General features: G+C 69.3%; 22 protein-coding genes and 1 pseudogene. 11 read left to right on the forward strand and 12 right to left on the reverse strand.

Annotated elements, in window-relative coordinates; translation table 11 throughout:
• Positions 1-22: 22 nt before the first annotated feature.
• The 3 genes from ACIBO2_RS57295 to ACIBO2_RS57305 form a co-directional block, all read right to left on the reverse strand.
• Entirely contained in the window at positions 23-673 is a 651-nt protein-coding gene (locus ACIBO2_RS57295) for a DUF3710 domain-containing protein (RefSeq protein WP_358549231.1), read from the reverse strand.
• Positions 674-682: 9 nt separating this feature from the next.
• Positions 683-1,123 carry a dUTP diphosphatase gene (dut, locus tag ACIBO2_RS57300; protein WP_357940828.1) on the reverse strand — a complete coding sequence of 147 codons (441 nt, stop codon included), beginning with the start codon at positions 1,121-1,123 and terminating at the stop codon, positions 683-685.
• Positions 1,124-1,312: 189 nt separating this feature from the next.
• Complete coding sequence (locus tag ACIBO2_RS57305; protein ID WP_358549234.1) at positions 1,313-2,464, reverse strand: AI-2E family transporter; 1,152 nt, start codon at positions 2,462-2,464, stop codon at positions 1,313-1,315.
• Between the two features lie 91 nt (positions 2,465-2,555).
• Between ACIBO2_RS57305 and ACIBO2_RS57310 the strand changes: the two genes are divergently transcribed.
• Positions 2,556-4,733 carry a DUF6351 family protein gene (locus ACIBO2_RS57310; protein WP_397305222.1) on the forward strand — a complete coding sequence of 726 codons (2,178 nt, stop codon included), beginning with the start codon at positions 2,556-2,558 and terminating at the stop codon, positions 4,731-4,733.
• Positions 4,734-4,736: 3 nt separating this feature from the next.
• On the opposite strand, the gene valS is transcribed toward ACIBO2_RS57310, so the two are convergent.
• Positions 4,737-7,271: a valine--tRNA ligase gene (valS, locus tag ACIBO2_RS57315; protein ID WP_397305223.1), complete on the reverse strand. Its 2,535-nt coding sequence runs from the start codon at positions 7,269-7,271 to the stop codon at positions 4,737-4,739.
• Positions 7,272-7,350: 79 nt separating this feature from the next.
• On the opposite strand from valS, the gene ACIBO2_RS57320 reads away from it, so the two are divergent.
• Positions 7,351-7,635: a DUF4235 domain-containing protein gene (locus tag ACIBO2_RS57320; protein WP_357940820.1), complete on the forward strand. Its 285-nt coding sequence runs from the start codon at positions 7,351-7,353 to the stop codon at positions 7,633-7,635.
• Here ACIBO2_RS57320 and ACIBO2_RS57325 read toward each other — a convergent pair.
• Positions 7,568-9,001, reverse strand: a complete 1,434-nt coding sequence (locus ACIBO2_RS57325; RefSeq protein ID WP_358549243.1) for a trehalose-6-phosphate synthase — start codon at positions 8,999-9,001, stop codon at positions 7,568-7,570. The genes ACIBO2_RS57320 and ACIBO2_RS57325 overlap by 68 nt on opposite strands.
• A gap of 546 nt (positions 9,002-9,547) precedes the next feature.
• Between ACIBO2_RS57325 and paaI the strand changes: the two genes are divergently transcribed.
• A complete protein-coding gene (gene paaI, locus ACIBO2_RS57330; protein WP_225289841.1) occupies positions 9,548-9,916 on the forward strand; it encodes a hydroxyphenylacetyl-CoA thioesterase PaaI in 369 nt (122 codons plus the stop codon).
• Positions 9,913-11,220 carry a phenylacetate--CoA ligase PaaK gene (gene paaK, locus ACIBO2_RS57335; protein ID WP_397305224.1) on the forward strand — a complete coding sequence of 436 codons (1,308 nt, stop codon included), beginning with the start codon at positions 9,913-9,915 and terminating at the stop codon, positions 11,218-11,220. Before paaI ends, paaK begins: the two co-directional genes overlap by 4 nt.
• 72 nt (positions 11,221-11,292) lie before the next feature.
• Here the strand turns inward: paaK and ACIBO2_RS57340 are convergent, their stop codons facing one another.
• From ACIBO2_RS57340 to ACIBO2_RS57350, 3 genes are all read right to left on the reverse strand, one after another.
• The gene (locus ACIBO2_RS57340; protein WP_358549247.1) at positions 11,293-12,090 is read right to left on the reverse strand and encodes a hypothetical protein; all 798 of its coding nucleotides are present in this window, start codon (positions 12,088-12,090) and stop codon (positions 11,293-11,295) included.
• 18 nt (positions 12,091-12,108) lie between these two features.
• Entirely contained in the window at positions 12,109-12,408 is a 300-nt protein-coding gene (locus tag ACIBO2_RS57345; RefSeq protein WP_020542847.1) for a DUF4193 domain-containing protein, read from the reverse strand.
• A 286-nt stretch (positions 12,409-12,694) separates the two neighbouring features.
• On the reverse strand, positions 12,695-13,789 hold the full coding sequence (locus ACIBO2_RS57350) for a HAMP domain-containing sensor histidine kinase (protein WP_358549250.1): 1,095 nt from the start codon (positions 13,787-13,789) through the stop codon (positions 12,695-12,697).
• Here ACIBO2_RS57350 and ACIBO2_RS57355 point away from each other — a divergent pair.
• On the forward strand, positions 13,788-13,922 hold the full coding sequence (locus ACIBO2_RS57355) for a hypothetical protein (RefSeq protein WP_358549253.1): 135 nt from the start codon (positions 13,788-13,790) through the stop codon (positions 13,920-13,922). The two genes, ACIBO2_RS57350 and ACIBO2_RS57355, sit on opposite strands and share 2 nt — an antisense overlap.
• Positions 13,923-14,001: 79 nt before the next feature.
• Here ACIBO2_RS57355 and ACIBO2_RS57360 read toward each other — a convergent pair whose 3' ends face one another.
• Positions 14,002-14,655, reverse strand: coding sequence for a response regulator transcription factor (locus tag ACIBO2_RS57360; protein ID WP_225289202.1), 654 nt, complete (start codon positions 14,653-14,655; stop codon positions 14,002-14,004).
• 314 nt (positions 14,656-14,969) lie between these two features.
• Between ACIBO2_RS57360 and ACIBO2_RS57365 the strand changes: the two are divergent.
• Positions 14,970-15,194, forward strand: a pseudogene (locus ACIBO2_RS57365) (zinc ribbon domain-containing protein); the annotation flags it as partial.
• Between the two features lie 123 nt (positions 15,195-15,317).
• The gene (locus ACIBO2_RS57370) at positions 15,318-15,482 is read left to right on the forward strand and encodes a hypothetical protein (RefSeq protein WP_358549256.1); all 165 of its coding nucleotides are present in this window, start codon (positions 15,318-15,320) and stop codon (positions 15,480-15,482) included.
• Positions 15,483-15,581: 99 nt separating this feature from the next.
• On the opposite strand, the gene ACIBO2_RS57375 is transcribed toward ACIBO2_RS57370, so the two are convergent.
• Complete coding sequence (locus ACIBO2_RS57375; protein WP_397305225.1) at positions 15,582-16,379, reverse strand: inositol monophosphatase family protein; 798 nt, start codon at positions 16,377-16,379, stop codon at positions 15,582-15,584.
• Entirely contained in the window at positions 16,379-18,355 is a 1,977-nt protein-coding gene (locus tag ACIBO2_RS57380) for a S9 family peptidase (protein ID WP_358549261.1), read from the reverse strand. Before ACIBO2_RS57380 ends, ACIBO2_RS57375 begins: the two co-directional genes overlap by 1 nt.
• 101 nt (positions 18,356-18,456) lie before the next feature.
• Here ACIBO2_RS57380 and ACIBO2_RS57385 point away from each other — a divergent pair, with 101 nt between their 5' ends.
• A complete protein-coding gene (locus ACIBO2_RS57385) occupies positions 18,457-19,404 on the forward strand; it encodes a ferrochelatase (protein ID WP_358549264.1) in 948 nt (315 codons plus the stop codon).
• Positions 19,405-19,418: 14 nt separating this feature from the next.
• Here the strand turns inward: ACIBO2_RS57385 and ACIBO2_RS57390 are convergent, their stop codons facing one another.
• Positions 19,419-20,615: a lytic murein transglycosylase gene (locus tag ACIBO2_RS57390; RefSeq protein ID WP_358549267.1), complete on the reverse strand. Its 1,197-nt coding sequence runs from the start codon at positions 20,613-20,615 to the stop codon at positions 19,419-19,421.
• 93 nt (positions 20,616-20,708) lie between these two features.
• Here ACIBO2_RS57390 and ACIBO2_RS57395 point away from each other — a divergent pair, with 93 nt between their 5' ends.
• Genes ACIBO2_RS57395 through ACIBO2_RS57405 form a run of 3 tightly spaced genes read left to right on the forward strand, consistent with a single transcriptional unit; the run spans position 20,709 to position 24,060 of the window.
• Positions 20,709-21,911: an MFS transporter gene (locus ACIBO2_RS57395; RefSeq protein ID WP_358549270.1), complete on the forward strand. Its 1,203-nt coding sequence runs from the start codon at positions 20,709-20,711 to the stop codon at positions 21,909-21,911.
• A gap of 53 nt (positions 21,912-21,964) precedes the next feature.
• Positions 21,965-22,735: a polysaccharide deacetylase family protein gene (locus tag ACIBO2_RS57400; RefSeq protein WP_358549273.1), complete on the forward strand. Its 771-nt coding sequence runs from the start codon at positions 21,965-21,967 to the stop codon at positions 22,733-22,735.
• Between the two features lie 47 nt (positions 22,736-22,782).
• Positions 22,783-24,060, forward strand: a complete 1,278-nt coding sequence (locus tag ACIBO2_RS57405; RefSeq protein WP_358549276.1) for a D-arabinono-1,4-lactone oxidase — start codon at positions 22,783-22,785, stop codon at positions 24,058-24,060.
• Positions 24,061-24,064 lie beyond the last annotated feature (4 nt).

Raw genomic sequence — 24,064 nt, forward strand, 5'->3', positions numbered from 1 at the left:
TCAGCCTACGTGATGTGGGCGGTCAGCGAATCTCGCTGATCTCGGGACCTCGTTTGAACGGGTTGAGCCCCTGGCTGTCGACCGTTTCGGCGCCCTGCTCGTTGGGTCGGCGCAGCGTGATCGGTTCTTCCCGGGCCATCGGCTCGGTGCCCCGCACGACCACGACGTCCTTGATGAAGTCGAGGAAGACGTTCGCCACGTTCTCGTCGAGCGCGGCGCGGCCACTGATCATCGCCAGTACGAACCAGCGCGGCCCGTCGATGCCGATGTAGCGGGCCTTGCGGGTGGTGTTGCCCTCGCCGGCGATCTCGCCGATCAGCTCGGGTCCGTAGGGGCCCTCCTGCTCGACGAGGTCCTTGGCCCCGGCCCGGATCTTGGCCCTGACCTCGTCCCAGAGCCCCATGCTCTTGGACGCGGCCAGCGCCTGGAGCTGGAGCGAACTCTCCTCGTAGAGCGCGACGACCCCGACGTTCTGGTCTCCCACCGAGGCCAGCCGCAGGTCGAAGTCCGGGTTGTGCGGCAGGAGCAGCCCGCCGAGGTCGATCCTGTCGGTCTCGGGGTGGGGCTCGTCGGCGTCCCACGGGCCGGACTCGCGCGTTGGGGCGGCGGATGCCTGCTGCTCTGCCGCCTGATCCGGCTGCTCACGACGGCGTCGTCGGAACACTGTGCTCACTCTCCCTGGTTAACGTCCTGTTGATCCGAAACCGCCGGTGCCGCGGGCCGAGCCGGGCAGCTGCTCCACCTCGGTGAAGGCCGCCCGCTCGACGCGCTGGACGACCAGCTGGGCCACCCGGTCACCGCGGCTCAGGCGGAAGGGCTCCTTGGCGTCGGTGTTGATCACCGTCACCCGGATCTCGCCGCGATAGCCGGCGTCGACCGTGCCTGGCGCGTTGACCAGCGTGACGCCGTGCCTGGCGGCCAGGCCCGAGCGAGGGTGCACGAACGCGGCGTAGCCGTCGGGCAGCGCGATCGCGACGCCCGTCCCGACCATGGCCCGCTCTCCGGGCAGCAGCTCGACGTCCGCGGCCGCGTAGAGATCGGCGCCCGCGTCGCCCGGATGGGCGTAGGACGGCACCGGCAGCCCGTCGTCGAGTCGCTGGATGAGGACCTGCACGTCGGTCAAGGGTTCACCTCATGGTCATGGTGCTCGGCGGCGATGCGCCCCCTCAGCCTCAAGGTACGCCCTTCCGCCCGCGATCCCGTCGCACCGGGCGGGCGGGTGGAGTGTCGTGCCGCCGGGAGCCCTCGTGAGAGCGGGGAGACGGCCGCCGATCTCCGAGATCCCGTGGCGAGGTGGTCACGGGTGATGAGGTTACTCGCTGCCAGGCGGACTATCGTCCTCGGCGGGAGAACCCGAAGCCGGCGGAGACGGCTGCGGGGCGGGTGCCGGAGTGGGCCCGGGTGGCAGGGCGGGCGGTTTGTGGAACAGTTCGGGCAGCGCCCGGTAGATCACCGCCGCCACGGGGACGGCCACCGCCGCTCCTGCGATGCCGGCCAGGATGCCGCCGACGGACAGCACGAGGATGATGGCCAGCGGGTGGAAGTTGAGCGCCCGGCCGACGATGAGCGGCTGGAGCACGTGGTTCTCCAGCTGCTGCTCGACGATCAGGATGCCGACGAAGATCAACGCGTAGAGCGGCCCCTTGGCGCCCAGCGTGACCAGGGTGGCGATCGTACCGGCGAAGAAGATGCCGACGATCGGGATGAAGCTGGCGAAGAAGATCAGCACCGCCAGCGGCGCCCAGAGGGGCACTCCCATGCCGGCCAGCACGATGCCCATGATCACGCCGTGTACGGCGGCGACCGCGACGGTGCCCTGCACATAGTGGGAGAGCGTGGTCCAGGCGGCCCGCCCCGCCCGGTCGACGCGCGGCGCCATCGAGCCGAACCCCCGCAGGAACCACGACCAGATCCGGTCGCCGTCCTTGAGCAGGAAGAACGAGACGAACAGCAGCAGCACGAGAGACGCGAGTACCTCGAAGGCGACGGCGCCGGCGGTCAGGACCGTACTGGTGATGGCCGTGCGCTGGGCGTTGACCATCGTCGCGATCTCGTCGACGTAGCTGGTGATCTGCGCCTCTTTGAGGTGCAGCGGGCCGGTGATCAGCCAGTTCTGAACGTCGCGGGCGGTGGACTGGACCTGCTGGACCAGGTTGGGGAACTCCTCGGTGGCCCGCGCGCCGACCAGCCAGCCGGTGCCGACGAGCACCGCGAGGGCCACCAGCATGGTGATCCAGGTGGCGTAGATGGGGCGCATGCCCGCCTCGCGCAGGTTCCTGGTGAGCGGGAACAGCAGAGCGGTCAGCAGCAGGGCGATGGCGACCGGCAGGGCCACGAAGCTGAGCCGCGCGATGCCCTGGACGAAGAAGTAGACGACCACGCCGACGAGGATCAGGCACAGGCACCATGCCGCCATCTTGGCCAGCACGGGTGGCACGAGCTTGCTTGGGCGGTCGGTCAGCACGTGTTCAAGACTGGCACGTCACGGACATATGTGCGCATGGATAAAAGATCGGGTCTGGGCAACGGCATGATCACATGTCACCGTCATGCACATGAGGACCGTCGCGTTGGTTAAGGTGAGCGCGATCACCGCGGTGATCGCGTGTCTCGTGGCGGCCCCGGTGCCCGCCCTGGCCTCGCGCGGCGAACCCGCGCTCGACGTGCTGTCGAGCCGCGCCGACCAGGTGAGTGGCGGGGACGCGTTGGTCAGGGTACGAGTGAGCCAGGGCATGCGGCTCAAGGTGCTGCGCAATGGCGAGGACGTCACCGCGTCCTTCAAACCGGATCCCGGCGGCCAGTCGTTCAGCGGCCTGGTGACCGGGTTGATCGACGGCGACAACACGATCAAGGCGCTGGCGGGGCCGTTCAAAGAAACCCTGAAATTACGCAACCACCCGATCTCGGGACCGATCTTCTCGGGGCCGCACCAGTACCCCTTCCTGTGCAAGACCGAGCGGAGCGGGCTCGGCCCGCCCGTCGCGGACAACCAGGACGGCCAGGGCATGCGCACCACGGGCGGCTGGAGCAGGGACTGCTTCGCGCCGGTGCTGACGGAGCGGCTCTACCGCGCGACGGACGGCGCGTTCAAGACGATGCCCGCCGCGCGCCCCGCGGACATGTCGACCACCACCACGCTCGACGGCCGGACTGTGGACTTCGTGGTGCGCCGCGAGCGCGGCGTGATCAACCGTTTCCTCTACTCCATCGCGATGCTGGAGGACGGCTACAACGGCCGGGCGATCTACCGCTTCGACGGGGGTGTGGGGATCGGTCATGACCAGGGCACGATCGGCGGCAGCGCGCTCGACGCGTACGGGCTGGGCAAGGGCTACGCGATCCTGTACTCCTCGGGCACCCGCACCTCCACGCACTACAACCTCATCCTCGGCGGCGAGACCGCGCTGATGGTGAAGGAGCGCTTCATCGAGAAGTACGGGGCGCCGCTCTACACCGTCGGCGTGGGCGCCTCGGGCGGCGCCCTCCAGCAGTACCTCTACGGCCAGAACTACGGCACCGCGGTGATCGACGCGGCGATCCCGCAGTATTCCTATCCCGACATGGTCACCCAGACCATCCACGTCGGCGACTGCGAACTGCTCGAACGCTACATGGACCACAACCCGCGCTGGGCCTCCTGGGACGCGCGGACCGCGCTGATCGGGATGAACGCCAGCGACACCGTCGACAACCCCTACACCGGCAAGCCGGGCTCCGACGAGTGCGTCAAGGGCTGGCGCGGGCTGACCCCGCTGACCATGAACCCCCTGTGGACCTCCAACAAAGATCCGGAGTGGGCCAAGATGGACCCGCCCGGCGTCAAGGACACGATCCAGTGGACGCACTGGGACGACCTGCGCGAGATCTACGGCGTGGCCCCCGACGGCTACGCCCGCTCCACCTGGGACAACGTCGGCGTCCAGTACGGCCTGGGCGCGCTGGTGAAGGGCGTGATCACGCCCGCGGAGTTCCTCGACGTCAACGCGCGCGCCGGCTCCTGGAAGGAGTCGAAGGACATGGTGCGCGAGGGCTGCCCGTTCACCTCCTCCCTCTGCCAGGACCCCGCCCAGTTCGACCCGTGGAGCTCGCGCAACATGCGCACCGGCGACCCGGCCCCACGGCGTACCGGCGACCCGATCGCGATCAAGAACGTGGAGCGTAGCGGGCTGGTGTTCAGGGGCGACATCGCCATCCCGATCATCGACTGGCGCCACTATCTCGAGGACCAGCTCGACATGCACGACTCGCACCAGTCGTTCGTCTCGCGGCAGCGGATGCTGAACTACGACGGCAACGCCGGCAACCAGGTCATCTGGTTCACCGACGCCCGCCCCGACGGGCCGGCCTTCGACCAGACGCCCGAGGCGCTGCAGGTGATGGACCAGTGGATGGCCAACATCCGCTCGCGCCCGTGGCGCGGGGTGGCGGGCAACAAGCCCCCAGCGGCCGTGGACCGCTGCTTCACCAGCTCCGGGGCGCAGATCGCCGCGGGTCCGCACGTGTGGGACGGCATCCTGGACCAGCGCGCCGCCGGTGCCTGCACCGCGCGCTTCCCGCTCTACTCCACCTCCCGCGTGGTGGCGGGCGGTCCGCTGGAGGGCGGCGTCTACAAGTGCCGCCTGCAGCCGGTGTCCAGGGCCATCGCGCGCGGTCTGTACGGCTCGTGGCGCCCGTCCCCCGAGGAGCAGGGCCGCCTTGAGGCGATCTTCCCCTCGGGGGTGTGCGACTACTAGCGGCTACTGCTCCTCCAGCGTCACCTCGACGGCGAATTCGGGACCCTCGTCGAGGACGAACTCCTCGACGTTGCCCGCGCCGCACAGGTCGTCCTGCGCCAGCCGTACCAGGGCGATCTCGGGGCCCGACACGGTGAGGCGGGAGACCTCGGCGCGCATCGACAGCTTGGCGGCCGACTTGGCCTTGCGGATGCGCCCGAGCACGTCGGAGGCCACGGCGAGCACCGCCGGGTCACCCGCGCCCGCCGGGTCGCTCGTGCCCGCCGGGATCGACGGCCAGGCCGCGCGGTGCACGGAGCCCGGCCGCCACCAGGACCAGACCTCTTCCGTGACGAACGGCAGGAACGGCGCGAAGAGCCGCAGCAGCACGTCGAGCGCCTGGCGCAGCGCCGCGTGCGCCGAGGCGGCCGCCGGGCCGCTCTCATAGGCCCTGGCCTTGACCAGCTCCAGGTAGTCGTCGCAGAACGCCCAGAAGAAGCGCTCAGCGGCTTCCATCGCCCGGGTGTAGTCGTAGCCCTCGAACGCCTGGGTGGCCTCCTCGACCACCTCTGAGAGCTGGGCGAGCATCGACAGGTCGAGCGGCTCGGTGACCGCCGCCTCGGACTCCGGGAAGCCGAGCACGAACTTCGACGCGTTGAGGATCTTGATGGCCAGCCGCCGGCCGACCTTGATCTGCCCGGTGTCGAACGCCGTGTCGGTGCCCGGCCGCCCGCTGGCCGCCCAGTAGCGGACCGCGTCGGAGCCGTACTCCTCCAGCAGCCCGAGCGGCGTCGTGACGTTGCCCTTGGACTTGGACATCTTCTTGCGGTCGGGGTCGAGGATCCAGCCCGCGATGACCACGTCACGCCACGGCAGCGTGCCGAACTCCTGATGCGCCCTGACCACGGTGGAGAACAGCCAGGTGCGGATGATCTCGTGCGCCTGCGGCCGCAGGTCCATCGGGAAGACCCGGGCGAACAGATCGGGATCGCGCTCCCAGCCGCCGGCGATCTCCGGCGTGAGGGACGAGGTCGCCCAGGTGTCCATGATGTCCGGATCGCCCATGAAGCCGCCCGGCACGCCCCGCTGGTCCTCGGTGTAGCCGTCGGGCACCTGCGAGGAGGGGTCGATCGGCAGCAGGTCCTCCGACGGCACCAGCGGGCGGGAGTAGTCGGGCTCGCCCGAGGCGTCCAGCGGGTACCAGACGGGGATCGGCACGCCGAAGAAGCGCTGCCGGGAGATCAGCCAGTCGCCGGCCAGCCCCCGCACCCAGTTGTCGTAGCGGACCTTCATGTGCGGCGGGTGCCAGCGCAGCTCGGCGCCCCTGGCCAGGAGCTGCTCGCGCAGCTGGGAGTCGCGCCCGCCGTTGCGGATGTACCACTGACGGGTGGTGACGATCTCCAGCGGGCGCTCGCCCTTCTCGTAGAACTTCACCATCCGCTTCGTGGCGCGCGGATCGCCGTCCAAGTCGCCGGACTCGCGCAGCAGCTCCACGACGCGCTCGCGCGCGCTGTGGACGGTCTTGCCGGCCAGCTCTTTGTACGGCTCCTGCTCCACGCCCTCGGGCGGCTCGGGCAGCAGGCGGCCGTCCTTGCCGATGATCGGCCTGGTCTCCAGCGCCAGCTCGCGCCACCAGGTGACGTCGGTGAGGTCGCCGAACGTACAGACCATCGCGATGCCGGAGCCCTTGTCGGGCTCGGCCAGGTGGTGGGCCAGCACCGGCACCTCGGCCCCGAACAGCGGCGTCAGCACCGAGGTGCCGAACAGCGGCTTGTACCGCTCGTCGTCGGGGTGCGCCACCAGGGCGACGCAGGCGGGCAGCAGCTCGGGCCGGGTCGTCTCGATCCAGACCGGCCCCTTCTCGCCGTAGAAGGAGACCCGGTGGAAGGCCCCCGGCCACTCGCGGTCCTCGAGCTCCGCCTGGGCGACGGCGGTGCGGAAGGAGACGTCCCACAGCGTCGGCGCCTCGGCCATGTAGGCCTCGCCGCGCGCCAGGGTGCGCAGGAAGGCCCGCTGCGAGGCGGCCCGCGCACCGCCGTCGATGGTCGCGTACGTCAGCGACCAGTCGACGGACAGCCCCAGCCGCCGCCACAGCTCCTCGAACGCCTTCTCGTCCTCGAGGGTCAGCCGCTCGCAAAGCTCGATGAAGTTGCCGCGCGAGACGGAGACCTGCCGCTTGGGATCGGGCTTGGCCGGAGGTGTGAAGTCCGGGTCATAGGGCACCGAAGGGTCACAGCGGACGCCGAAGTGGTTCTGCACCCGCCGCTCGGTGGGCAGGCCGTTGTCGTCCCAACCCATGGGGTAGAAGACCTCGCGGCCGCGCATCCGCTGGAAACGGGCGATGGTGTCGGTGTGCGTATAGGAGAAGACGTGACCCACGTGAAGGGAACCGGAGACGGTCGGAGGCGGGGTGTCGATCGAGTAGATCTGCTCCCACGGCTTGGACCTGTCGAACCGGTAGATGGCGTCATCTTCCCAGCGCTCTACCCATACCTTCTCCAAGCCGTCGAGAGTCGGTTTCTCCGGCATGGCTGCATGGCGTAGTCGCTGCTGATTCATGCCTCCTTATGGTACGGCTTCACCGGCCCAGGAAGCGTTACAGACTAGGGTTCGTTACATAGCGGAAGGAGACGTTCGGATGGCAGACGACAAGCCTGACCTCGCCTGGCGGGTCATCGGGGGACTGGTCGGATTGGCCACCGCTTGGGCGGCACGCAAGATCCTCGGGTTCGTCTGGGTGAAGACCACCGGCAAGGAGCCGCCGATCGACACCGACTCACCCGAGGTCAGCATGGGCGAGGCCATCGGCTACGCCGTGGTGATGGGCGTCGGGATGTCCGTGGCGCAGATCGTGGTCAACCGGACCGCCAAGAAGCGGTATGAGGCGTGGAAGACGGTAAAGCAGGTGTCTCAAGGGCATTGAGGAACTCTCCTGCCCAGCGGTCCACGTCGTAGGTGGCTACCCGGCGGCGCATCGTACGCATCCGCCGGGACAGCTCGTGCGGCGTGGCCCGCATCGCCGTCATCATCTGACGCTTGACGTCCTCGACGTCGTACGGATTGACCAGGTACGACTGCCGCAGCTCGTCGGCCGCCCCCGCGAACTCACTGAGGACGAGCGCCCCCCGCAGATCGTGGTGGCAGGAGACGTACTCCTTGGCGACCAGATTCATCCCGTCACGCAGCGGCGTGACCACCATGACGTCGCTGGCCAGATAGAGCGCGGCCAGCTCCTCGCGGCCGTACGACTGGTGGAAATACTGGATCGGCTGCAGGCCGAGCATCGCGTGCTCGCCGTTGATCCGGCCGACCTGCAGCTCGATGTCGTCGCGCAGCCGCCGGTATTCTTCGACCCGCTCCCGGCTGGGCGTGGCGATCTGCACGAACACCGCCTCGTTGGGCTGCAGCCGCCCCTCCTTCAGCAGCTCGCCGAACGCCTCCAGCCGCAGCCCGATGCCCTTGGTGTAGTCCAGCCGGTCCACCCCGAGCAGCACGTGCTCAGGATCGCCGAGCTCCGCCCTGATCTCCTTGGCGCGGGTCATGATGTGCTCTTGGCGCACCATCGTGTCGAGCTCGGCGAAGTCCACCGAGATGGGGAACGCCTGCGTGGTCACGATCCGGTCGTCGAGGAAGATCTCGTTCCCCTTGTACGGCAGGCCGAGCAGCCTGCGGCACAGCCGCCGGAAGTTGGCGGCGCCACCGGGCAGCTGGAAGCCCACCAGATCGGCCCCGAGCAGCCCTTCGACCAGCTCCTTGCGCCACGGCAGCCGCCAGAACAGCTCGACCGGCGGGAACGGGATGTGCAGGAAGAAGCCGATGCGCAGGTCCGGCCGGAGCCTGCGCAGCATGGCCGGGACGAGCTGGAGCTGGTAGTCCTGCACCCAGACGACCGCCCCCTCCTCCGCCACCTCGGCCGCGGCCTCGGCGAAGCGCTGGTTGACGGTGGTGTAGGCGTCCCACATGCCCCGATCGAAGACCGGCGGCGCCACCACGTCGTGATAGAGCGGCCAGAGCGTGGCGTTGGAGAAACCCTCGTAGTAGAGCTCCACCTCGCGAGCCGACAGCGGCACCGGGACCAGGCTCATGCCGTCCTGGTCGAAAGGCTCCAAGCGCTCGTCGGCGGCGCCGTGCCAGCCCAGCCAAGCGCCGTGCCGGCGCTGCATGACGGGAGCGATGGCGGTGACGAGCCCGCCCGGGCTCCTGCGCCATGAGGCCGTCCCGTCCGGCTCGACCGTTCGATCCACCGGCAACCGGTTGGCGACGATCATAAACGAGTTACGGCCACTCACCCAGGTCCTCCTAGAGTCCATCCTTCATGTGCCGCGGGACACGGCACATGGTGGCGGCCACCCGCTCGGGGCTCCGCCTGGGAGATGATCGCGGCGACATGGGCGGCCGGCCTGACGATCCAGACCTCGCCCCGCTTCCGCGCCCAGGGTCTTTACCAGGACTTGGGAGCGGTCCAATGCCGCGAACTCACGCACGGCGAGCGGCGCCGTAGTGACCTTGCCCAGGACCTGCACAAACAAACGCGAATCGCACATATCTCCTAGTGCGGCGGTCACTGAGTGGGTTCGTCACCCGACCGTCTCGATCCGTGTGACGGTCGGCGGTGGCTGAGGCCCCTTGGAGAGAAACCCCCTTCGGGGGAGGGAAAAGAGACGGTCCGTGGCGGCTGGGGACCCTTGGGAGGGACACCCCTCCGGGGACGAGAAGGTCGTGGGTGTCGGAGGGCTTCGGGCGTCTCTTGACAGAGATCAGGGTGGGCGGTGGAGTATTTACCGAACAGTCGGTCAGTTGAGCGAGGGAGACCTGCCTTGGAGAGCGCGCGGCGCATGATGGACGCCGACACCGCCTCCGCGGCCCTGGGTATCGAGCTGACGGAGCTGGGGGCCGGGCGGGCGGTGTGCCGGATGGAGGTCACCGAGCGGATGATCAACGGGCACGCGCTGTGCCACGGCGGCTACGTCTTCCTGCTGGCCGACACCGCCTTCGCCTGCGCGTGCAACAGCCATGGCCCCGTGACGGTCGCGGCGGGGGCGGAGATCACCTTTGTGGCGCCGGCCCGGATGGGTGACGTGCTGACGGCCGAGGCCGCCGAACGTACCCGCTACGGCCGCAGCGGCATCTACGACATCACGGTGAAGAAGGCCGACGGCGAGGTGGTCGCGGAGTTCCGTGGCCGCAGCAAGGAGATGAGATGAGACTCGGCGCCGCCCCTCAACCCGGCGACCTCGACCCGATCGAGCGGGCTTCGCGCGACGAGCTCATGGCGCTCCAGCTGGAGCGCCTCCAATGGACACTCCACCACGCCTACCAAAATGTCCCGAAATATCGGCAAAAGTTTGATGAGCACGGTGTTCACCCCGCCGACTGCAAGGAGCTCGGCGACCTGGTGAAGTTCCCCTTCACCACGAAGCAGGACCTGCGCGACTGCTACCCCTTCGGCATGTTCGCCGTGCCACGGGAGCGGGTGGCCCGGGTGCACGCCTCCAGCGGCACCACCGGGCAGCCCACGGTGGTCGGCTACACCAAGAACGACCTCGACGTCTGGGCCGGGGTCATGGCCCGCTCGATCCGCGCCTCGGGCGGGCGACCGGGCGACATCGTGCACATCTCGTACGGCTACGGCCTGTTCACCGGCGGCCTGGGCGCCCACTACGGCGCCGAGCGGCTGGGCTGCACGGTGGTACCGGTCTCCGGTGGCATGACGCCCCGCCAGGTACAGCTGATCACCGACTTCCGGCCGGACGTCATCATGGTCACGCCGTCGTACATGCTGGCGCTGCTCGACGAGTTCGACCGGCAGGGCCTGGACGCCCGCGCGTGCTCGCTGCGCGTCGGCGTCTTCGGCGCCGAGCCCTGGACCGAGGAGATGCGCGCGGAGATCGAGGACCGCTTCGACCTGGACGCCGTCGACATCTACGGCCTGTCTGAGGTGATGGGGCCGGGCGTGGCCAACGAGTGCGTGGAGTCGAAGGATGGCCTGCACGTCTGGGAGGACCACTTCTACCCCGAGACCGTCGACCCGTTCACCGGGGCCCCCGCCGAGTCGGGCGAGCTGGTCTTCACCAGCCTCACCAAGGAGGCGCTGCCGATCATCCGCTACCGGACCCGCGACCTGACCAAGCTGCTGCCCGGCACCGCCCGGCCGGCGTTCCGGCGGATGGAGAAGGTGACGGGCCGTACCGACGACATGATCATCCTGCGCGGGGTGAACGTCTTCCCCACCCAGATCGAGGAGATCGTGCTGCGCGTACCGGGGCTGTCCCCGCACTTCCAGGTACGGCTCACCCGACCGGAGCGGCTCGACGTGATGACGGTCAGGGTCGAGGCGCGACCGGGCCTGGAGGAGGGCACAGAGGCCCGCGCAGAGGCAGGGCAGACGCTGCGCAGGGTCGTCAAGGACACGATCGGCGTCCAGGTCGAGGTCGAGGTGGTGGACCCGGAGACGCTGGAGCGCTCAGTGGGCAAACTCCGGCGAGTCATCGACAAGCGGGATCATTAGGCCGGCGGAGGTCGTCCCCATGCGGGCGTCCCGAAGCGGTCGTGCCAGAGCCGTCGCGCCCAAGCGGGCGTCCTAAGGCCGGATCTCCGGCGAGCGGCTGCCGGGCGGCAGCTTGCCGCGCAGGTCGTCGCGGATGGCCTCACCCACCTTCTTGGTCGCCATCCGGTTGAGCGCTCCACCGGCGACCGCGCCGGTCAGGAACGGGCCCAGCGTGGTCAGGTGGCGCCCGAGGGTACGCATGAGGCGGTTGCGCAGGGCGGTCTTGGTGGCCGCGCCGAGCGCGAGGGTGACGGAGGCGGGCGCGAGGGGGTCGACGCCACGCTGCTTGGCCCAGGCCGCGGCGAAGACGGCCGCACGCTGCGTGCCGGTGCCCGAGACGCGTACGCCATAGACCTCGTGAAGCTCGGCCAGCAGCTTGACCTCGATGGCGGCCACCACGATGGTCTCGGCGACGAGCTGGGCCGGAGCGGAGAGAAGGAGGGGTGGGGCCGCGAACTCGGCCGCGGCGAGCGCTCCGCCGATGGCGCCGACCGTCATGGTCGCCTTCTGGGCGGTGCGCACCAGGTCGTCGGCGAGCTGCTCGCCGGTCAGGCCGTGGTGGTGCTCGGAGAGGGTGTGCAGGTCTCTGATGGGGATGCGGGGCGCGATGTTCATGAACACATCCGCCAGCCAGCGTCCACGCCCCACTCCGGTCTCACGCGTCTTGCGCGCGCCGGAGGCCAGAGCGCGGGCTAGACGGCCGAGCAGCCGTCGCCGCTCGGCCGGCTCCAGCTCACCGGAGTCGGCGAGCCGACCTACGAGCTCGCCGACCTCTTTATCGGGGTCGGCGATCTCGTCGCCTGGTTGCCTGTCCTTCTCAGGTGCGGCCACGCGGAGCCTCCTCCTTCGTCAGGCGGCGCACTCCCGGCACACCTGCTGGCCGTTCTTCTCGGAGGCCAGCTGGCTGCGGTGGTGCACGAGGAAGCAACGCGAGCAGGTGAACTCGTCCGCCTGGCGCGGGATCACGCGCAGGCTGAGCTCTTCGTTCGACAGGTCGGCACCGGGTAGTTCGAGCGACTCGGCCAGATCGGTCTCATCGATGTCGATACTGCCCGACGACTTGTCGGTGCGCCGCGCCTGGAGCTCCTGGAGGCTGTCTTCCCCCAGGTCGTCGTCCGTCTTGCGCGGGCTGTCGTAATCGGTAGCCATCGTGCTTGCTCCATCCCCCTCATCTATACGTCTTCGCGCTCATCGCGCGTCTTCTAACGCCCGGGAGCCTCATCTTGTGCCCGTTCTGCCGGGGGAATTTTTGCATCGGTACCCAGCAGGAAGGAACCATGAACCTCCCAACACGTCAGGACCCGCTGCCGTCGGCAATGGTTAGCCAAATATGGCGAAACCCACAGCCTTGGCGGCATGCCCCACCGTGTTCGACGGCACATCCAACCACATGTGCGGCGAGAACGAGACGCCCGCCGTGGTGCAACACGCCGGATCAGCGGCTCGGCAGCCGAATGGTCACCACAAGTCCTCCGCCCTCCCGCGGCACGGCGGTCACATTTCCGCCGTGCGCCTGCACAACAGCACGAACGATGGACAGCCCAAGACCAGATCCCTTCGCCGAATCCACACGATCCGCGTGGAGCCTCCGGAAGGGCTCGAACAGGCTGTTCACCTCGTACGCAGGGACATGCTGCCCTGTGTTGGCCACCTGAACAACCAGCGCACCGTCTACCATTCCCGTTCGGATCCATACTTTTCCGTTTTCCGGAATGTTGTACTTGACGGCGTTCTCGAGCAGGTTGCTGACGGACCGCTCCAAGAGCACCGGATCGCCTATGGTAGGCGCGCTGACCAGTTCGGTGGTGATGGTTACGCCGTTATCTTCGGCGAATGGAGTCACCTGCTCAACGGCCGTCTGGGCGACGTCCTTGACGTCCAGCGGCTTGCGTACCGCCAGCTCGCGTTCGCTCCTGGCGAGCAGCAGCAGTCCCTCGATGAGCTTCTCGTTGCGCGCGTTGACTTCGAGCAGGGTACGGCCGAGCGCCTTGAGGTCCTGTGACGCCTCGGGATCGGACAGGGCGATCTCCAGGACCGTCCGGTTGATGGTGAGCGGTGTGCGCAATTCGTGCGAGGCGTTGGCGACGAACCTTCGCTGGGTGTCGAAGGCGATGTTGAGCCGGGTGAGCATGGCGTCGAAGGTGTCGGCCAGCTCCTTCAGCTCGTCGTCCGGGCCCTCCAGATCGATGCGCTGATGGGCCAGGGTGCTCTCGGAGAGTTTCTTGGCAGTGGCCGTCATCTGGCTCACGGGGCGCATCGCCCGGTCGGCGACGAAGTAGCCGAGCATCACCGCGAAGATGCCGACACCCGCCAGGGCCATGAAGGAGCTCTGCAGCAGCGCGTCGCGGGCGCTGGTGACGGTCTCGTTCTTGGCCGAGTACCACGTCGCGATCATGATTCGCGCGATGGTCGGGTCGACGTTGTCCGTCCTGAGCTCCGGCCACGCGCTGGTGATCGCCGTGCCGACGATGGCGTAGATCGAGAAGACCAGCACCACCGCCGCCACGAAGAACAGCACGCTGTAGGCCATGGTGAGCCGCCACCGGATGCTCACCCTGCCCGGCAGCTCCTTGACCCGCTCCATCGGGGTCCGCTGCGGCCGGGCGTACGACGGTGGAGGCGGGCCGTCCCAGACGGGCGGCCCGCTCGGCGGCGGCGCCTGATCCGCCCGCGCCACGGCCCGCTCCGAGTGCGGGCTGATCATCGGATGCGTCGGCATCGCCTCGCGCTCCGGCCGTTGAGTCACAACTTGTATCCCACTCCGGGCACCGTCTCGATCACCTGCGGATCCCCCAGCTTCTTGCGCAGGGTCATCATCGTCACCCGCACCACGTTGGTGAACGGGTCGATGTTCTCGTCCCACGCCTTGTCCAGCAGGTCCTCCTGGCTGACGACGGCGCCCTCCGCCCGCATCAGCTCTTCCAGGACCGCGAACTCCTTCTTGGTGAGGATGACCTCCTTACCCTCACGCTCGACCAGCCGCTTGCCCGGGTCCAGCCGGATCCCGCCCCGCTCCAGGACGGGCGGCAGGGCCGGCGCCGACCGGCGGCCGAGCGCCCGCACCCGGGCGACCAGTTCGACGAAGACGAACGGCTTGGCCAGGTAGTCGTCGGCCCCCAGGCCGAGCCCCTCCACCTTGTCGTCGACGTCGCCGGACGCGGTCAGCATCAGGATGCGCGAGGACGTACGCTGCTCCACCAGGCGGCGGCAGACCTCGTCCCCGTGCACGACCGGCAGGTCGCGGTCCAGGACGATCACGTCGTAGTCGATGTAGGAGGTGCGCTCCAACGCGCCGCCCCCGTCATAGGCCACGTCCACCGCCATGGCCTCGCGCCGCAGACCGGTCGCGATCGCATCGGCGAGCACCCGCTCGTCCTCTACAACCAGCACTCGCACGACTGGCACCTCTCTCCGGATCCGCTGCTTCATTCTGCCCACACCTGCGATAAGCGCACGGTAAGGCATGTCAGAGCATGTGTGCCGCAAGGCACAGTCATTCATCTGAATGGTGGCGCGGGGGACCCGGTCCTTCGAGGCCGGGAGCAGCGCCACCCCTCCTTTCGAAAACAGTATGGAAAGGCTCGGTCACGTTCGGTAATGTGTGCGGTGAGTGAGGACGCTGTGACAGGCAGATCACCTTCACCCGCTACAAGGCCGCCCGAGCCGGAGTCGCCTTCATCCTGGTCGACCCCGCCTAAACCTCGCAGGCCTGCCCGGACTGCGGGTGGGTGTCCAGGGCGAATCGGCCGGCGCGGGGCCGGTTCGTCTGCAAAAGGTGTGGCCTCGCTGGACACGCCGACCACATCGCAGCCCGCAACATCGCCACACGCGGCATAGCGGACTGGGCTGCCATCAACCAGCCACACGCTACCGGCCTCCCCTCACCCAGACGGGACCGCGAGAGCAAACCACCAGATTCAACCGGCGGTAGTTGATGTTTCGGTAAGCGGTAGACCGGGGTATGGATGCTGGACATCCATCGCCGTGTGTCTTATTTGGGTTCCACACGCGCGCGGTGGGCGCTCTTCGCCCCGCAACCCCTGAAGAGAGTAGGTGAGATGGGCGAGTTCACGACCACGATCGAAAGCCGCCTCGACCAGGCTTACAAGGGCCTTCGGGAGGCCCGGTGCACCGGCGACGACTACCTCGCCGACACCCTCACCGCCGAGATCGAGGACCTACGCCGCATAGCGGATGACAACGGCGTCCCATTGCCTCATTGATCGGCACCTCGTGTGACGAGACGGCCGGAGCCCCTAGACAAGGGCTCCGGCCGTTTTCGCGCCGGGTTGGGGATCGCCGTGTCGTGGATCCACGCGCCGTCAGGCGTCGCGCTGGGGATCCAGCGGTACGAGCAGGTCGTGCAGCTCGTCGAACAGCCCCGGCGCCGCGCAGAGCACGAAGTCGTTGCTGTGCGGCCTGCCGTTCAGCCCGCCGAGCCTGGCCCCCGCCTCGGTCGCGATCAGCCCGGCCGCGGCGAAGTCCCAGTAGTTGGTGCCCCGCTCGTAGTAGGCGTCCACCCGGCCCGAGGCCACCGAGCAGAGGTCGACGGCGCACGAGCCGCCACGCCTGATGTCACGTACTCGCGGCAGCACCGACGCCAGCACCTGAGCCTGCACGGCCCGGCGTTCGCGCAGGTAGCCGAAGCCGGTCGCGACCAGCGCCTGCGACAGCGGCACGCCGGTGTTGCAGCGCAGCCGCTCGCCGCCGAGCCAGGCGCCCCCGCCGCGCGCCGCGGTGAACACCTCGCCGCGCGGCACCACGTTCACCACCCCCGCGACGATATCGCCGCCCACCTCGACGGCGATCGACACCGCCCACTCGGGCAGGCCGTACAGGAAGTTGACCGTGCCGTCGATGGGATCGACGATCCAGCGCACGCCGGAGTCACCGGCGGCCTCGCCGCCCTCCTCCCCCAGGACGCTGTCGCCGGGCCTGGCCTCCAGGACGCGGGCGCGGATGAGCCGCTCCGACGCCGTGTCCAGGGCGGTGACCACGTCGGTGGGGCTGGACTTGGTCTCGACGACCTCCGACATCGTGGGCCGCTTGGCGAGCAGCATGTCTCCCGCCTCGCGCGCGATGTCCTCGGCCAGTTCGAGCAGGCTCCGCGGATCAGTCATCACGCCACCGAGTCCGGGCGCTTCCACTCCTGGCCGAGGACGTGCTGGCCGAGGAAGGCCAGCACGGTCTCGTACCAGGCGACGGCGTTGCCGGGCTTGAGTATCCAGTGGTTCTCGTCCGGGAAGTACAGGAACTTCGACTCGACGTTGCGGCGCTGCAGATCCCACCACAGGCGCAGCGCCTCGCCGATCGGCACCCGGTAGTCCTTGTCGCCGTGGATGACGAGCATCGGCGTGGTGATGCTGTCGAGCCCGTGGTGCGGGGAGAGCTTGGCGTAGCGCTCGGAGCCGGGCTCGCCCATCTCGCGCTGCCAGTACTGGGCCGCGTCGGTGGTGCCGCCGAACTGTTCGAGGTTCCACAGGGCGGCGTGGGTGACGATGGCCTTGTAGCGGTCGCTGTGGCCGGCGATCCAGTTGGCCATGTAGCCGCCGTAGGAGCCGCCCATCGCGCCGATCCGCTCGCCGTCGATGTCGTCCCTGGCCACGACCACGTCCACGATCGCGTCGAGATCGGCGAGGGTACGCGGACCCCAGTTGCCCCACCCGCGATCGATCATCTCCTGACCGTAGCCGGTGGACAGGCACGGGTCCGGCAGCAGGACGGCGTAGCCGTGCTGGACCATGATCCAGGGGTTCCAGCGCCACTGCCAGTCGTTCCACGAGGCGACGGGACCGCCGTGGATCCAGAGCAGGATCGGCGCCGGGTCGTCGGCCGAGGCGCCCTCGGGCAGCGTGAGCCAGCCGCGGATCGTGGTGCCGTCGTCGGCCGTCGCGGAGACCTCGGTCAGCGTGCCGGGCAGCTCGGGGCGCGAGGCGGGCGAGGGCAGGTCGGTGATCTCGCCGGTGGCGGTGTCGATCCTGGCCGGGCCGTGGGTGCGGTCGACACCGCTGTGCAGCGCGTAGACGAACCGGCCGTCGGCCGATGCGTTGAGCCCGAGGTAGGCGGCGTCGTCCTGGGTCAGCCGGGCGACCTCCCCGTCCAGCGGCACGCGGAAGATCGGCCGGCGGCCCCGGTGGTCGGCCGCGAGGTAGACGGCCGACGAGTCGGGCGCCCACTCGACGTCCGCAGGGAACAGGTCGGGTGCGTAGGTACGCCCGGCGCCGGTGGCCAGGTCGCCGATCCACAGGTCGATGCGGACGGAGACGTCGAGCTCGGCCAGGCGCTCGCGCGCGCAGGCGACGCGGGTGCCGTCCGGCGAGACCGCGATCGGGCCGTAGAAGTCGTGGCCCTCCTCGGTGAACAGCGTGCGCCGCTCACCGGTGGCCACGTCGATGGCGACCAGGTCCACCCGCAGCTCGGCGTCCGGGAGGATGGTACGCCAGGTCGCGATCACGGTGGCGCCGTCAGGCGTGAGCGCGAAGGTGACGTCGCGCAGCGCCTCGCCCGGGTCGGGGGTCAGGTCGCGTACGTCCTCCAGCCGGTCAGCGCCGAGCCTCGCGGCGAACAGCCGGGTGTGGCCGGGGCCGAGGTCGTGGTCCCAGTAGCGGACCGGGTAGCTCTCGTGCAGGATCGCGCTGATGCCGGCGTCCTTGCGCGCCTTGCGGCGCTCCTCCTCGGCCGCCTCCTCGCCGGTGAGCACGTCGGCGGCGAACACCACCACGTCACCGGCCGTACGAAAGGCGCCGACGCCGCCGGGACGGGCGGCCACCTGCCGGGCCTCGCCGCCCGAGCGGGGCAGCAGCCACAGCGAGGGCACCTCGTCGGTGGCGTCCTTGACCGTCGGGTCGGGGCGGGCCGAGGTGAACAGCACGTCGCCCGCGTCGGTGAACTCCGCCGCGCTCTCACCCTTGGCCGAGCGGGTCAGCCGGTACGGCTCGCCGTCGATCGGAATGGCCCAGAGCGCGGTGCCGTACGACTTGCCGTCGGGGTTGAGGGACTGGACCGCGGAGATCAGCCGGGAGCCGTCGGGCGAGAGCTTCAGCGAGAGAACCCGGGGGATGGCAACATAGTCACGAATGTCGTTGAATGCGCTCACTCAACAAAACGTACCTGCTTATTGCCTCGCTCTGTGAGACCGGCTCGGCCGACGCTCCTCCTGCAGGCGGAGGCGCTCCCTCACCGGAATAGGGTTGTCTCGTGGGGAAATACGACGCTCTGCTGGTGCTGTCGTTCGGTGGGCCCGAGGGGCCTGAGGACGTGTTGCCGTTTCTGGAGAACGTGGTGCGGGGCCGAGGCGTGCCGCAGGAGCGGCTGCTGGAGGTGGCCGAGCACTACCAGGGTTTCGGCGGCGTCAGCCCGATCAACGGCCAGAACCGCGCGCTCATCGAAGCGCTGCGTCCGGTGGTCGATGTGCCCGTCTACTGGGGCAACCGCAACTGGGAGCCGTTCGGCGAAGACACCGTCCAGCGGATGATGGCCGACGGGATCCGCAAGGCGGCGGTGTTCGCCACCTCGGCGTTCGCCGGCTATTCCAGCTGCCGCCAGTACTACGAGGACATCGCCAGGATCTCCGTCAAGGGCGGTCCCGAGCTGGTCAAGATGCGGCACTTCGGGGACCATCCGGGGTTCGTCGCCGCGATGGCCGACCACGTCGGGCAGGCGCTCGACCGGCTCGGCCGCGACGACGCCCGGCTGGTGTTCACCGCGCACAGCGTGCCGGTCTCGATGGCGCGCACCGCCGGGCCCTACGGCGGCCTCTACGAGGCGCAGCTGCGCAGGAGCGCCGAGCTGGTCAACGAGGCGCTGGGTCGCACCCAGCCGTGGGATCTGGTGTGGCAGTCGCGCAGCGGGCCGCCCGAGGTGCCGTGGCTGGAGCCCGACGTCTGCGACCATCTGCGCAAGATCGACGCCCGGTCGGTCGTGCTCGTGCCGATCGGGTTCGTCTCCGACCACATGGAGGTCGTCTACGACCTTGACACCGAGGCCAGGCAGGTGGCCACCGAGCTGGGCCTGCCCATGGAGCGGGCCGCGACGGCGGGCACTCACCCGGCCTTCGTCCGCATGATCCGTGAGCTGATGGAGGAGCCCGAGCCGCAGCCCTGCGGGCTCACCTGCTGCCCACCGCCCCGGAGACGTCAGGCGTAAGGCGCCCGCGGCCGTCAGGTGTAGGCGCGGGCGTACGCCTCGGCGATGCCCATCACCTTGTTCACGTAGTCCCACGAGTGGTTGTAGAACCAGATCGACTTGCGCAGCTTCTGGCCGCCCTGGCCGGCGCCGTTCGCGCAGAGGTACTGGGCCGCCGCGGGCACCGCGTCGTACGGGCTCCAGATGTCGGACTTGCCGTCGCCGTCGCCGTCCACCCCGTAATGCTTCCAGGTGGCGGGCATGAACTGCATCGGCCCGAGCGCGCCCGCGCTCGACGGGCCGTTGTTGCGGCCGTGCCCGCTCTCCACCTGCCCGATCGCCGCCAGCACGGTCCAGGACAGGCCGGGGCAGCGGGTGGCCGAGGCCTTGTAGAGGTCGAGGTAGCTGCTGGGCCGCCCGACGTTGACCTGCTGCTGCGGCTTGGCCGTCTGCTGGGCCGGCTGCGTCGGCTGGGCCTTGGGGCGGGCGCCCAGCGTCACGACCTGGGCGCCCTTGCCGAGCAGCTTGCGTACGCCCGGCTCGCTGATGCCGGGCTTGCCGTGCAGCAGGACCGCGACGCCCGGCGCCAGGCCGAGTGCCTTGCCCATGTCGGCGCCCACCAGGCCGTCGATCCCCGACAGGCCGAGCGTGGCCGAGGCTGCGACGCGCAGGCGGGGGCCGCCGTCCACCTGGTACTCGGCGCCCAGGATCATGCCGAGTCTGCGTACGGCCGAGGTCTCGGCGACCAGTTCGCCCCTGGACAGCGCGCTCCACACGGCCGGCTGGTCGGCGACGGCCTTGGGCGTCCAGGAGCGGAAGTCGGCCGGGTCGACGGCGAGCAGGTTCAGCCCGGTGCCCGACACGCGTACCGAGCCGGCGTCGACGATGGCGACCTTCTGCACGTGCTTGAGCTTCGCCAGCTCGAAGCGGGTGGTCTTGGGCACCTCGGCGCGGGCGATCGCCAGCACGCGGGGCGGGGTCGGGGTGACGCTGGGGCCGCCCGTGCCGAAGTCCTTCACCGGCTCGGTCGTGGGCACGATCTTGTCGAGACCGGCGGTCTGCGGCTGCGTCTTCTGGACCGGTTTCGGCGATCTCCGTGCCGGCTGCTGGTCGGCCGTACTCGCGAACAGGTCGTCCCGCGTGGACAGCGCCACTCCCACGGCCACGACCGAGACGGCGATGACCGAAGCGATCACGATCAGGACGGCGCGGAACGAGGGAAGACCGGACACCCGGCACACGTTAGCCGAGTTGCCGGAAAAATCACTTGCTGTCCGGTCAGCGCACGCGTAAATGTTGGGGCGCATCAAGGGAGAGGAACAGACGTGGTCGGGCCTTATCGGGGGTTGTTCAAGGGGCCCGGCATCAAGGGATTCGTGCTGGCCGGCTTCGTCGGCCGGATGCCGATGTCCATGCTCGGCATCGGCATCGTGCTGCTGATCTCCGGCCTCACCGAGTCGTACGCGACCGCGGGCGCCGTGGCCGCCACCACCAACGTCTCCTTCGCGGTGGCCGCCCCCTTGACCGCGCGGCTGGTAGACCGGTTCGGGCAGGCCCGGGTGATCGTGCCCTTCTCGATCGTCAACGCGCTCTCGCTGGCCGCGCTCATGCTGGCGGCGGGCTTCGCGCTGCCCGAGTGGACGTTGTACGCCGCCGGGCTGTCGGTCGGCGCGACCTCCCTGTCCCTGGGCGGGATGGTCCGCGCGCGCTGGTCGCACCTGCACGGCGGTTCGGCCAAGCTGCACACGGCCTTCGCGTTCGAGTCCGTCGCCGACGAAATGATCTTCGTCGCCGGACCGGCACTGGTCACCGTCCTGGCCACGGCGGTCAATCCGTACATGGGACTGCTGGTGGCGCTGGTCTGCATGCTCGGCGGATCCCTCGCGCTCGCGGCGCAGCGGCGCACCCAGCCGCCGATACGGCCGGGCGAGTCCGGCGCCGGGATGGCCATCCTGATTCCGGGGATCGCCCTGCTGTCCTGCGTCTACCTGGCGCTGGGGGCGGTGTTCGGGTCGATCGACCTGATCACGGTGGCCTTCGCCGAGGAGCACGGGGTCAAGGGCGCCTCCGGGTTCCTGCTGGCCGCCATCGCGGGCGGGTCGATGGTGTCGGGGCTCTGGTTCGGGTCGCGGCACTGGCGGGCCTCGCTGCGCCACCGGTTCGTACGGGCGCTCGGGGTGCTCGTGGTGGGACTGCTGCCGATCATGTTCATCGGCGACGCGCGGATCATGGCCTTCGGTCTCTTCCTGGCCGGGCTCGCGATCTCGCCGACGCTCATCACCGGCTTCTCTCTCACCGAGCGGCTCGTGCCGCCTTCGGTGCTCACCGAGGGGCTGGCGTGGATCTCCACGTCGATCGGGTTCGGGGTGGCGATCGGGGCGTGGGCCGGGGGACGGCTGACGGAGGCGTTCGGGGCGTCCAACGCGTACGGCTTCACGCTCGGAGCGGCGGCGGTCGCTGTTGTCGTGGGCGTCGGAGGTTCGGGTTTGCTGAGACTTCCCGAGGCACCTTCACCGGCCGGGAACTGATCCGCTACGGTCGAACAACCCTCGCAACACCCTTCACAAACGAAAGCTTTCGCATGTCCCGACAAATCACTTCACTTCTGGCTATCGCGGCTGTTGCTGTCACTCTGACACCGGCGACCGCGTCCGCCACCCCCAGTCAGCCCGCCGCCCCGGCCAAGTCGGCCGCCGTCGCCCAGGCCAAGGCGAAGGCAGTGGACTGCGCCGACGAGCAGGTCAAGTGCCTCGCCCTGACCTTCGACGACGGGCCGGGCAAGTACGCGGGAAAGCTCCTCGACACCCTGAAGAAGTACAACGCCAAGGCGACGTTCTTCCTCGAAGGCCAGTACGTGAAGAGCCGCCCCGCCTTCGTCAAGCGCATGGCCAAGGAGGGCCACGAGCTCGGCAACCACAGCTACACGCACAAGAACTTCACCACCATCGAGCCGGGCGCCATCAAGAGCGAGATCCAGAAGACGCAGGACGCCGTCAAGAAGGCCGCGGGCGTCGAGCCCAAGCTGCTGCGGCCCCCGTACGGCATGCTGGACCTCCAGACCTCGGAGGTCGCGGCCGAGTTCGGCATGCCGATGATCCTGTGGACCGCCGGTTCGCGCGACTGGGCGACCAAGAACTCCGCGGAGATCAAGAAGCAGACGCTGGCCGTGGCCAAGCGCGACGGCATCATCCTCATGCACGACTGGGTGAAGCAGACCGTCGACGTGATGCCGTCGCTCGTGCAGCTGCTGCAGAGCCGGGGCTACACGCTGGTGAAGGTCTCCGACATCATCAAGTCGCAGAACCTGCAGCCCGGCGACGCCTTCCCGCTTCCCGAGGGCTGGGAGAACTGAGTATCGTTCACGTTTAATCCGAACAATGCTCTAGCGCAAGGGCGGCCATGGTCTTCACGAACTGGGCCCGCAACCAGACGGCCGCGCCCGCCGAGGTGCGTACCCCGGCCTCGACCGAGGACGTCGTACGCGCCGTCAAGGACGCCGCCGCCGCCGGCCGCCGTCTGCGCATGATCGGTACGGGCCACTCCTTCACCGGAGTGGCCCTCACCGACGGCGTCATGCTCCGCCCCACCGCGCTGACCGGCCTCACCTCCGTCGCCGACGACCGCGTCACCGTACGCGCCGGCACGCCGGTGCGGGAGCTGAACTCCCTGCTCGCCGCACGCGGGCTGGCGCTGGCCAACATGGGCGACATCACCGACCAGACGGTCGCGGGAGCCATCCAGACCGGCACGCACGGCACCGGGCGCGACAGTGGCGGCCTGGCCGACCAGGTCGAGGCGCTGGAGTTGGTGCTCGCGGACGGCTCGGTCGTGACGGCCGCCCCCGGGGAGGACCTGTTCGACGCCGCGCGGGTGGGATTGGGCGCGCTCGGGGTGCTCACCTCGGTGACGTTCCGGGTGGAACCCGCTTTCCTCCTGCGCAACCGGCGGCGCCGGATGACACTCAGCGGCATCCTCGACTCGCTCGACTCCCTGACCACCGACAACGAGCATCTCGACTTCTTCTGGCTGCCGCACACCGACGCGTGCCTGGTCAAGACCAACAACCGCGACCCCGGCCCGGCCCGGCCGCCCGGCGCGGTCAAGTACTGGCTGGACAACGTCTTCCTGGAGAACACGCTGTTCGGCGCCGCCTGCGCGCTGGGGGCCCGATCCCCCGGGCTGATCCCGCGGATCAACGGTGTCAGCGCCGCCGCGCTCGGCGACTCCGAGGCCGTGGACGCGTCGTACAAGATCTTCACCTCACGCCGGGACGTGCGCTTCCTGGAGATGGAGTACGCGGTGCCGCGTGAGCACCTCGGCCAGGCGCTGCGGGAGACGCGGGCGCTGGTGGAGCGGATGGGGTGGCGGATCACGTTCCCGGTGGAGGTGCGGGTGACGCCGGCCGGCACGGCGTGGCTGTCCACGGCGTACGGCCGTCAGTCGGCGTACATCGCCTGCCACATCTATCGGCCCACGCCCAACCCCGCCTACTTCGCCGGGGTGGAGGAGATCATGACGCGGCTGGGCGGGCGGCCGCACTGGGGCAAGCTGCACACCCGGGACGCGGCGTATCTGGGGACGGTCTACCCGCGGTTCGCGGACTTCGTGGCGCTACGGGATCGACTGGATCCGGGACGGCTGTTCGGCAACGCCTACCTGGAGACGGTGCTGGGGTAGGCGT

Origin of the sequence: Nonomuraea sp. NPDC050022, from assembly GCF_044460705.1 — a bacterium.
GTDB lineage: Bacteria > Actinomycetota > Actinomycetes > Streptosporangiales > Streptosporangiaceae > Nonomuraea.